Consider the following 14,196-nt stretch of genomic DNA (forward strand, 5'->3'; position numbering starts at 1 on the left):
ATAGCTTCTGCCCCTCGTGGAATGACCCACTCGAGCCTTACGCCGATTCCTCGAGCGCCGCGAGCGCGTCTTCGCCGACGTGAATACGCCGCCGTCCGGTCGGTTCCTGCGTGATGAGGACGCCGGCCGAGAAGTCGGGATCGCCCGCGTCGTCGTAGAGGCCGTCGGGTGTCGTTCCGATTCGAACCGACTCGCGGATCGCGAACGTCGCCTCCCGGACGGCGTCGGCCCGACGCTCCGCGGCGGCGACGTCCAGACACTCGATCTCCCCGTCGCGATCGGCCAGCCGCTCGCGGACGCGGTCGACGTGATCGGCGGCGGTCTCGCCGTCGTAGATGTAGGTCCGGACGCGCATGCTCGGACCTACGGACTCGACGGACGAGGAACGCCCGCTCGACCGATACTACCGATCGGACGCGGTCTCGTGGTTGCCGTCGAACGGGAGCCAGCGCCCGAATCGCTCACCGCCGGCGATCAGGTCTCGGTCGTTCCCGACTCGCCCTCGAGTCGGTCGTAGTTCTCGTCGACGACCCGGACGACCGTGAGCAGGGCGCCGAGGACGACGGGGCCGAAGAACAGCCCCATGACGCCGAAGGCGTAGACCCCGCCGAGGACGCCGAGGATGATGACGGCGGGGTTGATCTGGGCGTAGCGGTCGACGACGATCGGACGCAGGTAGTCGTCCGAGATGCCGACGATGATGGTGCTGTAAACCGCCAGCGCGACCGCGAGGGCCGGTTCGCCGGTCACCACGAGGTAGGCGACGGCGGGGCCCCAGATGAGGAACGTCCCGATCAGCGGGATGAGCGCGAGGATTATCATGATGAACGTCCAGAACGCGGCGCTGGGGATTCCGGTGGCGAACAGTCCTAGGCCGGCGATAGCTCCCTGAACGATCGCGATCAGGACGTGACCGGCCAGCACCGCCCACATTACCTCGGAGAGTTCGGTGTAGAGTTCGTCCTGCACGTCCGCTGGCAGCGGCGACATCTTCCGCAGCCAGGCCATCAGTTCGTCGCCGTCCTTGAGCAGGTAGTAGATGAGAAAGAACGCCAGTCCCAGCCCGATGATCGCGTGGGTGAGCGCGCCGAACCACGCGGTCGATCGCTCGAGCACGGCCGTTCCGACCCCCTGTGCGGCGTCCGTCAGCGAGGACACGAGATCGACGCTCACGCCGGTTTGCGACTGGATCGCCTCCTCGAGTTCGGCGATGCCGAGCGAGCCGGTGTTTCCGTCCTCGAGGATCCGGGCGGCGTCCTCGGCGACGAGTGCGACGATCACGGCGAACGGCAGGAGGAAGGCGATGAATGCGAATATGAGCAGCAGGAACGACGCGATCGTCGGCGACACGCGCCGCTCGAGCCGTTTCTGAAGGGGATAGAGCACGAATGCGAGGAGAACTGCTGCGAGCACGTACTGCACGAAGGGTTCGACTAGCAGCCACGAGAGATACGTGAATACGCCGACGAGCGTCAGGAGATACCCCTTGCTGAGGTTCACGGTCGTCCTGTCCACGCAGTGACTGATAAAACCGGGGCCGGAGTTGTCCGGCGGAGAGACTGTCGCCCTCACTCTCACACGGCTTCAAGGTGCTGGTAGGCTTACGTTGGATGGAATGTCGACCCAGCTCGACCCCCTCTCCCTCTCGGCCGATCTGCTCTACGCGGTCAAGACTGGGGGCGATACCGACTGGTTGCGCGAGCACCTCGCGACGCTCGATCGGTCGAAACTCGCCAGGGCGCTCGCCAGCCGCGAGGGGAAACTCGCGTTCTGGCTCAACTGCTACAACGCCTACATCCAGTTGCTACTGGAGGCGGAGCCGACGTCCGTCGAGGGCGGCGCGCTCGAGCGCTGGAAGTTCGTCTCCCGCGATCGGATCCCGATCGGCGGCGTCTGGCTCAGCCTCACCGACGTCCAGCACGGTCTCCTCCGGTGTTCGAAACACCCCTGGGGCTTCGGCTACGTTCCGCGCCCGTTCCCCTCGTCGTTCGAACGCCGCTTTCGCCTCCCCGAGTGCGATCCCCGGATCCACTTCGCGCTCAGTCGCGTCGACGGCCACGGCCCGCCGGTGACGGTCTACTCGCCGCCGGACGTCGACGCGGAACTCGACATCGCCGTCGAGTGGTTCCTCGAGGAGACGGTCACGTACGACGCGGCCGACGACGTCGCGACGGTGCCGCGACTCTTCCACCGGTACCGCGGCGATTTCGGCGGCAAACGCGGGGTCGTCTCGTTCCTGCGGCAGTACAACGCCGTTTCTCCGGGCACGCGGCCGACCCTCGAGTACGAGTCGGCGACGCGGGCCCCCGACGTGGACTTCGACGGCGAACCGGCGGAGTTTCGCCCCTAGTTCGTCGCGTCGTGGCTCCAGTACCGGTCAGTCGTCGCGGTCCGTGAGCGCCGCGTTCGGCGCGGACCGCATGACGCTTCGCGCGGCGCGTCTGGCGTTCGACCGCGACGTGTACCCCTCGCCGCTGTCGGCGACGATGTTCCCGTTCCAGTGGACGAGCCGCCAGCGCCACTCCTCGGCGCGGTCCTCGTAGACCTCGAACCGGCTGGTTCGCCCGTCGGTCCCCCCTTCACCCTCGGCGGCTGCCGAATCGGCCGGCTCCTGGCCCGTCTCCCCGCCGCCCGTTTCGCCTGCGTCGCTCGCTTCCCCACCATCCTCGTCGCCCCCCTCGATCGAGATTCCCGGCTCGTCGCCCTCGCTCTCCGCGATCCGGAGTGTCGAGCCGTCCGGATCGTCCCACTCGAGTTCGAGTTCCAGTTCGGCGACCGGCGGATCGTCGGTCTCGCGTTCCGCTTCGAACTCCGCGACGACCCGTTCGGGGACCGTGACCGTGGCGGTTCGCTCGCCGTCGTCGATTCGAATCGGGTGATCGTCTGCCAGTGCGCCCGCGAACTCGCGGAAGACGTCGGCGAGTTCCTCGCGGTCGTACGCGCGCTCGAGTTCGATCTCGTCGAATTCGCTCGGTGAATCGTCCATACGTCCCCTACGACGTCCAGCGAGTTATGGTTGATGTGGAACCGACCGACGCCGCCCGTTCGCGGAGCCGGTGCGTTTTTGCCCCCGCGCTGTCTTCGCTCGGCCGTGACTTCCCGCGACTGGCAGGCCGACCGCCGCGCCGTCTTCGAGCGCGACGACCACACGTGTCGACGCTGCGAGACGGCCGGTGACGCCGCCGATCCGACCGCCCTCCGAACGTACCCCGTCGGCGCCGTCCCGCTCGAGGGGGCGGTCCACGAGAGCGCCCTCGTAACCGTCTGTACCGACTGCTTCGAGCTGGTGCGGTCGGACTCCGGTGGCGCGGTCTCGGGGCCGACCGCCAGAGACGACCTGTTCCAGCTCGTCCGCGCGACCACTCGCCTTCAGGGCGGCGCCATCTCCGACGTTGCCTCGTTCGCCTCGCTCGCGACGTCGCTGCCGACGACGCTCGAGGAGGCCGATGCCGGGGCCGAACCGACCGCCGACGAGACCGCCGCGAACTACTGCGACACCCGCCGCGGGGTGCTGCTCGCGCTCGACGTCGTCGACGCGCGCCTCGAGCGCCTCGCGGCGGTCGAGGAGACGGCGTTCGACGCCGACGTCCACTCGTCGCTCGCGGCGGTCGTCGAGACCGCCGGCGACCTCCAGTCGAGCCTGCGCGAGGTCGTGATCCTCGCCGAGACCGTTCCCGCCGGTCTCGACCGCTGCTACGGCTGCTTCGACGAACTCGAGGACGGTACCTGTCCGACCTGCGGCCTCGAGGCCCGCGAAACCGCCGACTGGCGGAGCGGCGACGGGCGCCTCGCGTTCGAACGGCTCTTCTCGGCGATCAACGACGGACTGCAGGCGGCGTCCGGGACGACGGAGACGCTGACCGATCGGACGATGACGCTGGCGGAGCAGTTGACGGAGTCCTGAACGGCATCGGACGGGTGGATGCCGTCGCCGGCAGTCGATCGCCGTCGCGCTCGGTCGGGATCGTTACTCGTCGTCGTCCGCGCGAAACACGGCGATCGTCTCCTCGGCGACCCCGTTTCGGGAGAAGAGCGTGATGATGTCGTCGGGTCGGACGACCGTGTCGCCGTGGGGCGTCAGGACGGCGTCGTCCCGCTCGATGGCGACGACGAGCGCGTCGTCGTCGAGCACCTCGTAGCGAGCCGCTTCCTGCAGGTTCATGCCGGCGATCCGGGCGTCCTCGTCGACGGTCACCTCGGCGACTTCCGCGTCGCCGGAGAGGCTGATGAAGTCCGTCAGCATGGCCTCGCGCGTCTCGTCGGAGGGGCCGAACGGCGCGTACGCTCGCGTCGTCTCGTTCTGGACGAGCACCTCGTCCTCGATTTCGATCCCGAGATCCGAGAGCGCGCGGGCGATCCGACGGAGATCCGCGGTGTCTTCCCCCACCGCGAGCACGTGCAGGTTCCGCCGACCGGTTAGCAGCTCCCGAACGTTAGTCACGCCGGGGATCACCTGCGCCCGTCTGGCCATCGATTCCCGCTCGGAGACGGGCGCGTTACACATGAAGAGGTTGGTGAGATGCCCCGCCGCCCGCTCGAAGTCCACGTCGGCGTGATAGCCGGTGATGATCCCCCGCTCCTCGAGTTGGGCGATCCGGTTTCGGATCGTCCCGGGGGAGACGCTCACGTCTTCCGCGATCGCCGGCGCCGCGGTGTTCCGGGCGTCGTCCATCAGCGCGTGGATGATTCGACGATCGATCTCGTCGAGCCGGTGGTCCATGCTGGCCCATAGTGGGTCACCACTATACACGGTTCTGATCCGTCGCGCCCCACAATGGTAACTAAAAAGATATCACTACGGATTCAGAAATTTTCATGCGCATAAAGTAAGCAATCGTCAATACTATCGGATGGTTTATGATCTAGCCGGCTAAAGACGGCATCTGATGATCGATCGTACCTTCGGGGAGGACGCCCAGTACGGCCGAGCGAACGCCGGCGCGTGCGAACCGCCGGTCACCGACGGAGGGGTCGATCGATGACTGATTCCTTCCTCGAGACGGTGCTCGTGCCAATCGCGAACGAGCGGGACGCCGAGCAGACGTGCGAGGCGATTCTGGGGAAGCTCGGCGACGACAGCGCGACGGTTCACGTCGTCCACGTCATCGAGAAGGCGGGCGGCGCCCCTGACAAAGCGAGCGTCACCCAGCGCGAGGAGCGCGCCGAACGCATCTTCGAACTCGTCGAATCGACGCTCGCGGGGACGAACACCGACGTCGACACGGAAATCCTGTACGGCACCGACGTCGCCGGGACGATTCTGGATCGCGCTCGGGACCTCGAGGCGACGTCGATCGTCTTCACGCCTCGCGGCGCGAGCCGGTGGGTGAAGCTTCTGACCGGTGACGTCGCGCAGAAACTGCTCACGAACACCGATCGTCCGCTGGTAATCCTGCCCCGACCCGACCATGAGTGACGAAGAACTCGCCAAGGACCTCGGCCTGCTCTCGGCGCTGGCGATCGGGATGGGGACGATGATCGGCGCCGGCATCTTCGTGTTGCCCGGCGTCGCGGCCCAGGAGGCCGGCCCGATCGTCGTCGTCTCGTTCGTGATCGGCGGCCTGATCGCGATGGTCAACGCCTTAGCGGTGAGCGAACTCGGGACGGCGATGCCGAAAGCCGGCGGCGGCTACTACTACATCAACCGCGGGCTCGGGCCGCTGTTCGGCTCGATTGCCGGCATGGGCGACTGGATGGGGCTGGCCTTCGCGTCGGCGTTCTACTGCATCGGTTTCGGCGGCTACCTCACCGACCTGCTGGCCGGAACGATGCTCGCGCTGCCGACCCTCGAGTTGGGCCTGTTCGCGTTGACCGACATCCAACTCGGCGCGCTGGTCGCCGGCCTGCTGTTCGTCGGCGTCAACTACATGGGCGCCAAGGAGACCGGCGGCGTCCAGACGGTGATCGTCACGATCCTGCTGGGCATTCTGACCGTCTTCGCCGCCTCCGGCTTCCTCCACTTCGAGTGGTCGACGCTGACGACCGACGGCCTCGCGCCGACCGACGCGGGGTACGGTGCGATCCTGCCGGGGACCGCCCTCGTGTTCGTCTCCTTCCTCGGCTACGCGAAGATCGCGACGGTCGCCGAAGAACTGCAAAACCCCGGCCGAAACCTGCCGATCGCGGTCATCGGCAGCGTCGGCGTCGTCACCGTGATCTACGGCGTTCTCGTCGCCACGATGGTCGGCATCGTCCCGTGGCACTCGCTGGACGACAGCGTCCCCGTCTCGCAGGTCGCGGAGATCACGTTCGCCGGCATCCCCGTCCTCGACGCCGTCGGCGTGACGCTGATCTCGCTGGCCGCGATGCTGGCGACCGCCTCGAGCGCCAACGCGTCGATCCTCTCCTCGGCCCGGATCAACTTCGCGATGGGTCGGGACAAGATCGTCACGGACGAACTCAACGAGATTCACCCCCGGTACGCGACGCCGTACCGGTCGATCCTGCTGACCGGTGGCGTCATCATCGTCTTCATCGTCGCGCTCGGACAGGACCTCGAGATCCTCTCGAAGGCCGCCAGCGTGCTCCACCTGATCGTCTACGCGCTGATGAACGTCGCGCTGATCGCGTTCCGGCAGGCCGACGTCCCCGAGTACGATCCCGACTTCCGGGTGCCGTTCTACCCGGTGACGCCGATCCTCGGCGCGATCCTCTCGTTCGGGCTCGTCGCCTTCATGGAGACGATCGAGATCGCGCTGAGCCTCGCGTTCGTCTCCGTCGCGGTGCTGTGGTACGCGTTCTACGCCCGCTCGAAGACGCCCCGGCAGGGCGTGCTCGGCGAGTACATCCTCGACCGCTCCGAGGAGATGCCCGACGTCGCGGTCTCGGCGGCCAGCGCGGCCCGCCCCGACGGCTCGAGCGAGTATCGCGTCATGGTTCCGCTGGCCAACCCGCGTACCGAGCAGCACCTGATCGAACTGGCCAGCACGCTCGCCGCCGAAAACGACGGCGTCGTCCACGCGGTCCACATCGTACAGGTGCCCGATCAGACGCCGCTAGAGGGCGCCACCGACTACGTCGACCGGATCGACGCCGAGTCCGCGAAGTTGCTCGAGCGGGCCCGCGAACACGCCGAAGACCGCGGTGCTCCGATCGAGACGACGACGATCGTCTCCCACCGCTCGTTCGAGGAAGTGTTCGACGCGGCCCGTCAGCACGACGCCGATCGGGTCGTGATGGGGTGGGGCGGCGACCGCCCGTGGACCGCGGGCCGCGCCGAGCGCCCGCTGGACGAACTCGCCGCCGACCTGCCGTGTGACTTCCTCGTCCTGAAGGACCGCGGCTACGATCCGTCGCGGATCCTCCTGCCGACGGCCGGCGGTCCCGACTCCGATCTCAGCGCCGAAGTCGCGAAGACGCTGCGTTCGGCGACGGGATCGACGATTCAGCTACTCCACGTCGTCGACGACGAGAACGAGCGCGAGGCCGGCGAGCAGTTCCTCGCGAACTGGGCGGCCGAACACGGCTTCGGCGACGCCGTGTTGACCGTCGACGATAGCGGCGACGTCGAGGGCGCGATCGCCCGCGAGGCCGCGGACAAATCGCTCGTGATCATCGGCGCGACCGAGCGCGGCCTCCTCTCGCGGCTCGTCCGCGGCTCGCTCGTGCTCGACGTCGTCGACGACGTCGATTGCTCGGTCCTGCTCGCCGAGCGGCCGGCGGAGCGCTCGCTCCGGGAGCGACTGTTCGGACGCTCGGAGTAGAAGTCGGGGAAGTGGCCCGGTTACAGTCGGGTCACGGCCTCGAGCGAGATGTCGATCGCGCGGCCGACGTTGTTCTTCGCCTTGTCGGGGAGTTCGTCGTCTTCGGTGTCGGTGCCCTTCTGGGTGCCCTCGACGAGGTTCCCGTCGACGGTACAGATCGCACCGGCGCGCAGGCCCTTGCGGCGGGCCAGCGAGAAGACGGCGGCGGCCTCCATCTCGACGCAGAGCAGACCCGCGTCTTCCCAGTCGGCGACGTGTTCGTCGGTCTCGGCGTAGTAGGCGTCGTCGGAGACGATGGGACCGACGTGGACCTCCTCGTCGTTAGCTTCCGCGGAATCGACGAGCGAGGAGAGCACGTCGTAGTCCGGGACGGCGGGGTACTCGACGTCCTCGTAGCGCTTCGAGGTTCCCTCGTTCTTCGCGGCGCCGGTGGCGACGATCATGTCGCCGATCTCGATCTCCGACTGCAGCGCGCCGGTCGTCCCGACGCGGATGAAGTTCTCGACGCCGACCGCGGCTAGTTCCTCGACGGCGATGGCCGCAGACGGACAGCCGATCCCGGTCGAGCAGATCGTCAGTTCCTGCCCCCCGTAGGTCGCGTTGACGACCTTGTACTCTCGGTTCTGTGCGATCGTCTCGGACTCGTCGCAGCGGTCGGCGATGCGGTCGACGCGACCGGGGTCGCCCGGAATGAGCGCCCGATCGGTCAGGTCTCCGTCGTCGACCAGCAGGTGCGGTTGCGTTGCCATACCCCCCGATTCCGGCGGCGGCGAGAAAAAAGGTTCGAGGACGGATCCCGACGGTCCGTCGGGTCAGTACCCTGGAAACTGTCCCATTCCCCCAGTTTGCGATGCGTCGACTGCGAGTCGCGTGATTCAGTTACGTCTCCGGGGTGACCTCCACCCGATCGGGTGTCACCGTCACCGTGACCCCCTCGACGGTGAATTCGACGGTTCCCGACGCCCGACTCCGCCCGGCGTGGGTGTCGGCGAAGAGGGCGTCGAGGGCGTCCGGATCGACGTAGTCGTACAACTGTCTGGTAGTCGCACTCGCATCCTCGTCGTAGTACTCTGCTAACGCCGTTGCGGCGGCGATACTCGGTGGTTCATTCCTGCCTCTCTCGTACTGGACGCGGCGTTTGAGCTCGCACCCATGGGACTCGCTGATCCTTCGTTCCGTCATGTCTCTCCGTCACGTCTCCGTGACTGTATAGAAAAATGACCAACGGCGTCTCCCATATAATTACCGCCGGATAGCAGGGGCTGAGAATTACCCCGTCACAGCACCGTCGCTCGAGACCGTACCCGTGTCCCCCCGATCACTCGTCCCGCTCGCTGAGAAAGCGGTCGACCTCCGCGGCCGTCGGGGCGTTCCGGGCCCCCTCTCGACTCGCGGTCAGCGCCCCGCAGGCGTTCGCGTACGCGAGGGCGTCCTCGAGGTCAGTGCCCTCGAGTCGGGTGGCGAGAAAGCCCGCCGCGAACGCGTCGCCGGCGCCGGCCGCGTCGACGGCCTCGACGTCGAAGCCGGGGTGCGTGTAGGTCCCCTCGGGGGTTCGGAGTTCCGCGCCGTCGGCGCCTGACGTGACGGCGACGATTCGATCCGCCGGGCGGCGATCCAGTCCGTCGGACTCGCCCAGCGCCGCGGCCTCTCGCTCGGTGAGAAACAGCACGTCGGCCGCCGCGAGCACCGCGTCGTACTCGCGGTCGCCGAACCGCCGGCCGGGGTCGAAACTGACGGTGATCCCGGCGTCGGCCGCGAGCGACGCGATCCTCGCGGCGGTCTCGGGGTGCTGGCTCGTGAGGTGGACGTGGTCGACCGACCGGACGTGGTCGGCGTCGACGTCCGCCGGCCGGACGGCCTCGTTGACGCCGTCGTTGCCGAGGATCGAGACTTCTCCCGAGTCGTCGACCAGGAGGTACTTGACGGCCGTCTGGGCGTCCTCGACGACCCGAAGCCCCGACAGCGAGACGCCCGCCTCCTCGAGGCCCCGTCTCGCGAGCAGCCCGTTATCGTCGTCGCCGACGCTGCCGATCAGGCCGGTCTCGACCTCGAGCCCGGCGAGCGCGGCGGCGACGTTGGCGGCGCTGCCGCCGCCGGACTGGCGCTGGGAGCGGATCGTCGCCTCGCCGTCGGGGACGGGGAGGCGGTCGACGCGCAGCGTCACGTCCCAGTTGACGTGGCCGGCGGTGAGTACGGTGGGGGGCATTCGATACGACAGGAAAGACGACGGCGCCCGAAAAAACTCTAGGTGGCGATAAAGAGCAAGACGTTGTGGATGCCCGGCCCGAGTCCGACCGCGGCGACGCCGGCGAGCAGGATCCGCGCCTGACGGGGCGCCTCGTCGACGAATTCCTTGAAGAGGCCGAGGATCACCAGCGCGAGGACGACCTTCACAAGGATGAAGAGCCAGCCGGCGCCGATGTAGTCGGCGGTCGGCAGCGACTCGCCGGCCTCGAGGATCAGCGCCGAGAGGGGGACCGTCTCGGCGACGCCGATGACGTCGTAGCCGACGGCCGTCGAGACGCCGTCGATGGCGTGGCCGAAGACCACGAGCGCCCCGGTGTAACTCGTCGTCGCGGCGACGTCGGTGAACCAGAGGCTGAGCGCGACCCAGGCGATGGCGGTGACGATGCCGGCGACGACGACGCAGATGACGGGCCAGAACAGGTCGAACGTCTCCTGACTCCAGCCGGCGTTGATGATGACCATCGCGAAGACCGTGAAAAAGGCCGTCCCCGCGACGCCGAGGAAACGCGGGATGGTCGGCTGTAACCCCCCGGCGTAGAGGAATATCGCGACGATCCAGCAGAGCCCCGCCGCGATCGCCGTGATCAGATAGACGGTCGGCGTCGCGAACAGTATCTCGAAACGATCCGGGTAGGCTGACAGCTGATAGAGGACGTGAAGGGCCGAACCGAGCATCATCCACGGCGCGAACGCCAGCACTGTCCGGTCGGTCACCGGCGGCTCGAGGGCCCACAGCAGTGCGACGGTCCCCGCCAGCACCACGAGGATCGGGACGAGGAGATACCACGGTGGAAGGGCGAACCCCTCGGGTAATACCATACCGTATGTCGCACACACCAGTGCCAAACACTTTCCGGTCGACAATCATTCACTCGCGTGAACGATCGGACCGGGTCGGCGGAAACGGCGGTAACGGCGGTCACGCGGGACGACCGCGCCGGTCGCCGCTCAGCGTTCCCACGGTTCGCCGGTCGTCTCGCCGAACAGCTCTCGCATGAGTGTCACGATACTCTCCGGCGGGAACTGACCGCGCTCGGTGACGATCGCGTCGACGTAGCGCGGCGGGGTCACGTCGAACGCGGGGTTCTCGACCGAGAGCCCGTCGTCGGTGGAGTCCCCGTCGTCCGCTGCGATCTCGGCCCGTCCATCGTCCGCCGCGATCTCGGCCCGCTCGTCGTCCGCGAGCACCTCGCGTTCGTCGCGCATCTCGATTTCGACGGTGTGGCCCGTCATCGTGTCCGGGTGGAGTTTGATCGTCTGGGCGGCGACCATCACCGGCACGCCCCGCTCGCGGGCGGTGACCGCCAGTCCGCTGGTCCCGACCTTGTTGACGACGCTGCCGTCGGCGGCGATGCTGTCCGCGCCGACCAGCACGTGGTCGGCTCGATCCAGGTACCGGCGGGCCGCGCTGTCGACGATCAGCGTCACCGGAACGCCCCACTCGCGCAACTGCCGGGCCGTGATGTGGCCCTGCTTCCGGGGCCGCGTCTCCTTGACGATCGCCTCGATCTCCGTGCCGTCCTCGAGGGCGGCCTCGATACAGGCCAGCGCGTCCGTCGAGTGGCAGTGGGTCATCACGACGTCGCCGTCGCGCAACCGGTTCGAGCCGACCGCCCCGAGCGTCGACTGCGCCTGCGCGAGGTCCCGCTGGAACTCCTCGGCGCGGGCGATTGTCGAGGCGCGCAGTTCGGCGACGGTCTCGCCGTCCATCCCGCGCAGGACGTACCGGAGCGCGTTCGGGAGGCTCACCGCGGTCGGACGGGTCTCGTAGAGGGTCTTCGCCGCTTCCCGCAACTGATCCCGGAAGGCCGCGGGCGTCTCGGCATCGGAGCGATCGGCCTGCGTGGCGAGGGCGCCGGCGGCCGCGTCGGCGATCGTCGCCGCCCCGCGGACGTCCATCGCGGCGATGTCCGCGGCGGTGGCTTCGACGGCCGGATCGACGTTTCTCCCAGGATCGTCCATGACCCCCGTTTGCAGTTCGGACGGCAAAAGTGATCGGGCGGGTTTTTGCCCGTCGACCGACTCCGTGTCCGTATGAACCGCAGCGAACTCGCGCCCCTGATCGATCACACCGTTCTCGGTCCCGAAACCGCGTTCGCCGACGTCTGCCGGGTACTCGACGAGGCCGCGGACCACGGGATGAACGCCTGCATCCCGCCGTTCGCCCTCGAGGAGGCCGCCGACTACGCGCCCGACGTCACGCTCGCGACGGTCGTCGGCTTCCCCCACGGGCAGAACGCGGCCGACGTGAAGCGACGCGAGGGCGTCGCCGCCTGGAAGGCCGGCGCCGACGAACTCGACGTGGTGCTCAACGTCGGCCGACTGCAGGCCGGCGAGGACGACGTCGTCAGAGCGGAACTCGCCGAAGTCGTCGCCGCGGTTCCGATCCCGGTGAAGGTGATCATCGAGACCGCGCTGCTCTCCGAGGAGGAAAAACACCGCGCCTGCGAGGCCGCGGAGGCAGCCGACGCGGCGATGGTCAAGACCTCGACCGGCTTCGAAGACGGCGGCGCCACGGTTCCGGACGTCGAACTCATGAGCGAGTATCTGCCCGTCAAGGCCAGCGGCGGCGTCGGCAGTTACGACGAGGCGATGGCGATGGTCGAGGCCGGCGCCGAGCGAATCGGTGCCTCGAGCGGCGTCGCGATCCTCGAGGGCGCGCCGGAATAACACGACGACGGAGTGAGCGGTGGCCGCGACGGGAGATCGAGAGCCGAGACAGCGCGATCGGCGCAACGAACGCCCAGTCGACCCCTCGTCGTCGACGACAGTACCGTAACCCGAACGCTTTTCGTCGCCGATCGTTCAACGGGGCCTATGCTCGAGTCGGTCCGAACGCGGATTCGCTCGCTTCGTCGCCGCCTTCGTCGACTGGAGCGCCGCGAACTCGACGCGTTCTCACGCTGGCTCGAACACACGGGAAACCTCCTGCACCTCTCGGTGCTCGTCTTCGTCCCGCTGTTGCTCGCCGCGGTGACGTGGCTGGCGAACGTGACGGCCGCCGTCTCCTTCCTCCTGTTCCCGCCGCTGGCGTCGGGGACGTACACCCTCTTCGCCGATCCCGAGGGCCGCTACTCCACGCCGACGAAGTTCGTCGGCGGGATGACCGCCGGCGCGTGTTGTGGGTGGCTCGCGCTCGCACTCGCGGACACGGCGGGGCTGACCGGCCCCGGCGTCAGCGCGTCCGGCGCCGCGCTCGCGATCCTGTTCACCGGGATCGCCACCTGGGTGCTGGATCTCGAGGAGCCGACGGCGTTCTCGACCGCGCTGCTCGTACTGGTCAGCGGCAACGCCCAACTGGCCTACGTGCTCGGGATCGTCGTCTCGAGTTCGTTCGTCGCGGCGGCGTTCGTCGTCTGGCGCGACCGCTTCTACGAACGCCGGGCGCGGTACCTCTACCAGACGACCAACGGCGACGATCACGTCCTCGTTTCGATGGACGACGATTGGGACGGCGACGGGGACGCGGCGCCGGTCGTTCACTTCGCCGCCGAACTCGCCAGCGCACACGACGCCGGGAAGATCGTCCTCTTCGACACCGTCGACGACGGTGACGAGATCGCCACGAGCGAACCGGGACCCGCGGCCCGTCGTCTCGAGTCGTTCGCGGCCGATCTCGCGGCCGAGTACGGCGTTCCCTGCGAGGTCGTCGTCGCGGCCGGCGAGCGCTCATCGGGACAGGTCCTTCGCACCGCCCGGGAGCACAACTGCGACCTGATCGTCACGCCGTACGCCGAGCGCGACGGCGGCGGCCTCTCGCCGTTCATCGTCGGGCTGTTCGACAGCGAGATCGACGTCATCGCGTTCCGCGCCGCGAACGGCCGCCGCCGGTGGCGCCACGCCATGGTCGCGGTTCGGGGCGCCGGCGACACCGCCCGCGCGATGGTCGACTTCGCCAAGCGGGTCTCCGGCTCCTGGCAGCCCACCAGCGTCTGTACCTGCATCGACCGCGAATCCGAGCGCCGCGGCGCGGAGAACACCGTCGCGGATCTCGTCGACGCCTTCGACGGTCGCTTCGAGACCCACGTCGTCACCGAACCGGTCGAGTCCTACCTCGAGCGCGTCTCCCCCCAGTACGACGTGGTCTTCGTCGGCTCGAGCACCGACCGCTCGGCCGCCTCACGGTTCGTCTCACCGCCGACGTTCGAGCGACTCAGCGACCTCGAGGCCGACGTGGCGATCGTTCACCGCGGCCGCCATCGGTGACGCGACCGACGTAGGGTCGTCCGCTCACGCGTGCCAGCGG

Annotated in this window: 15 protein-coding genes; 6 read left to right on the plus strand and 9 right to left on the minus strand. The window is 68.2% G+C overall.

Going from position 1 to position 14,196, the window contains the following annotated elements; all coding sequences use genetic code 11:
• Window positions 1-37: 37 nt before the first annotated feature.
• Both J0X25_RS29055 and J0X25_RS29060 read right to left on the minus strand, forming a co-directional pair.
• Complete coding sequence (locus J0X25_RS29055; RefSeq protein WP_207287406.1) at window positions 38-355, minus strand: hypothetical protein; 318 nt, start codon at window positions 353-355, stop codon at window positions 38-40.
• A 119-nt stretch (window positions 356-474) separates the two neighbouring features.
• The gene (locus J0X25_RS29060) at window positions 475-1,500 is read right to left on the minus strand and encodes an AI-2E family transporter (protein ID WP_207287407.1); all 1,026 of its coding nucleotides are present in this window, start codon (window positions 1,498-1,500) and stop codon (window positions 475-477) included.
• Between the two features lie 115 nt (window positions 1,501-1,615).
• Between J0X25_RS29060 and J0X25_RS29065 the strand changes: the two genes are divergently transcribed.
• Entirely contained in the window at window positions 1,616-2,350 is a 735-nt protein-coding gene (locus J0X25_RS29065; RefSeq protein WP_207287408.1) for a DUF547 domain-containing protein, read from the plus strand.
• Window positions 2,351-2,377: 27 nt separating this feature from the next.
• Here the strand turns inward: J0X25_RS29065 and J0X25_RS29070 are convergent, their stop codons facing one another.
• Window positions 2,378-2,986, minus strand: a complete 609-nt coding sequence (locus tag J0X25_RS29070) for an amphi-Trp domain-containing protein (RefSeq protein WP_207287409.1) — start codon at window positions 2,984-2,986, stop codon at window positions 2,378-2,380.
• 105 nt (window positions 2,987-3,091) lie between these two features.
• On the opposite strand from J0X25_RS29070, the gene J0X25_RS29075 reads away from it, so the two are divergent.
• Complete coding sequence (locus J0X25_RS29075; protein WP_207287410.1) at window positions 3,092-3,904, plus strand: HNH endonuclease; 813 nt, start codon at window positions 3,092-3,094, stop codon at window positions 3,902-3,904.
• 63 nt (window positions 3,905-3,967) lie between these two features.
• Here J0X25_RS29075 and J0X25_RS29080 read toward each other — a convergent pair whose 3' ends face one another.
• A complete protein-coding gene (locus tag J0X25_RS29080) occupies window positions 3,968-4,720 on the minus strand; it encodes an Lrp/AsnC family transcriptional regulator (protein WP_207287411.1) in 753 nt (250 codons plus the stop codon).
• A gap of 258 nt (window positions 4,721-4,978) precedes the next feature.
• Between J0X25_RS29080 and J0X25_RS29085 the strand changes: the two genes are divergently transcribed.
• Together J0X25_RS29085 and J0X25_RS29090 are read left to right on the plus strand one after the other, a co-directional pair.
• The gene (locus J0X25_RS29085; RefSeq protein ID WP_207287412.1) at window positions 4,979-5,416 is read left to right on the plus strand and encodes a universal stress protein; all 438 of its coding nucleotides are present in this window, start codon (window positions 4,979-4,981) and stop codon (window positions 5,414-5,416) included.
• Window positions 5,409-7,703 (plus strand): amino acid permease, encoded by a 2,295-nt coding sequence (locus J0X25_RS29090; protein WP_207287413.1) that lies wholly within the window; start codon window positions 5,409-5,411, stop codon window positions 7,701-7,703. Before J0X25_RS29085 ends, J0X25_RS29090 begins: the two co-directional genes overlap by 8 nt.
• 20 nt (window positions 7,704-7,723) lie before the next feature.
• Here the strand turns inward: J0X25_RS29090 and J0X25_RS29095 are convergent, their stop codons facing one another.
• The 5 genes from J0X25_RS29095 to J0X25_RS29115 all read right to left on the minus strand — a co-directional run bounded on the left by J0X25_RS29095 (window position 7,724) and on the right by J0X25_RS29115 (window position 11,912).
• The gene (locus J0X25_RS29095) at window positions 7,724-8,452 is read right to left on the minus strand and encodes a guanosine phosphorylase (RefSeq protein WP_207287414.1); all 729 of its coding nucleotides are present in this window, start codon (window positions 8,450-8,452) and stop codon (window positions 7,724-7,726) included.
• Between the two features lie 130 nt (window positions 8,453-8,582).
• Window positions 8,583-8,885: a HalOD1 output domain-containing protein gene (locus J0X25_RS29100; protein ID WP_207287415.1), complete on the minus strand. Its 303-nt coding sequence runs from the start codon at window positions 8,883-8,885 to the stop codon at window positions 8,583-8,585.
• 136 nt (window positions 8,886-9,021) lie between these two features.
• Window positions 9,022-9,909 (minus strand): ATP-dependent ribose-1-phosphate kinase, encoded by an 888-nt coding sequence (locus J0X25_RS29105; protein WP_207287416.1) that lies wholly within the window; start codon window positions 9,907-9,909, stop codon window positions 9,022-9,024.
• Between the two features lie 38 nt (window positions 9,910-9,947).
• Window positions 9,948-10,769 (minus strand): DUF63 family protein, encoded by an 822-nt coding sequence (locus J0X25_RS29110; RefSeq protein ID WP_207287417.1) that lies wholly within the window; start codon window positions 10,767-10,769, stop codon window positions 9,948-9,950.
• 129 nt (window positions 10,770-10,898) lie between these two features.
• Window positions 10,899-11,912: a ribose 1,5-bisphosphate isomerase gene (locus J0X25_RS29115; RefSeq protein WP_207287418.1), complete on the minus strand. Its 1,014-nt coding sequence runs from the start codon at window positions 11,910-11,912 to the stop codon at window positions 10,899-10,901.
• Window positions 11,913-11,984: 72 nt separating this feature from the next.
• Between J0X25_RS29115 and deoC the strand changes: the two genes are divergently transcribed.
• Both deoC and J0X25_RS29125 read left to right on the plus strand, forming a co-directional pair.
• Window positions 11,985-12,620, plus strand: a complete 636-nt coding sequence (gene deoC, locus J0X25_RS29120) for a deoxyribose-phosphate aldolase (protein ID WP_207287419.1) — start codon at window positions 11,985-11,987, stop codon at window positions 12,618-12,620.
• 147 nt (window positions 12,621-12,767) lie between these two features.
• Entirely contained in the window at window positions 12,768-14,156 is a 1,389-nt protein-coding gene (locus J0X25_RS29125; RefSeq protein WP_207287420.1) for a universal stress protein, read from the plus strand.
• The last annotated feature ends 40 nt before the right edge of the window (window positions 14,157-14,196 follow it).

It is taken from the genome of Haloterrigena alkaliphila (assembly GCF_017352155.2).
Classification (GTDB): Archaea; Halobacteriota; Halobacteria; order Halobacteriales; family Natrialbaceae; genus Haloterrigena; species Haloterrigena alkaliphila.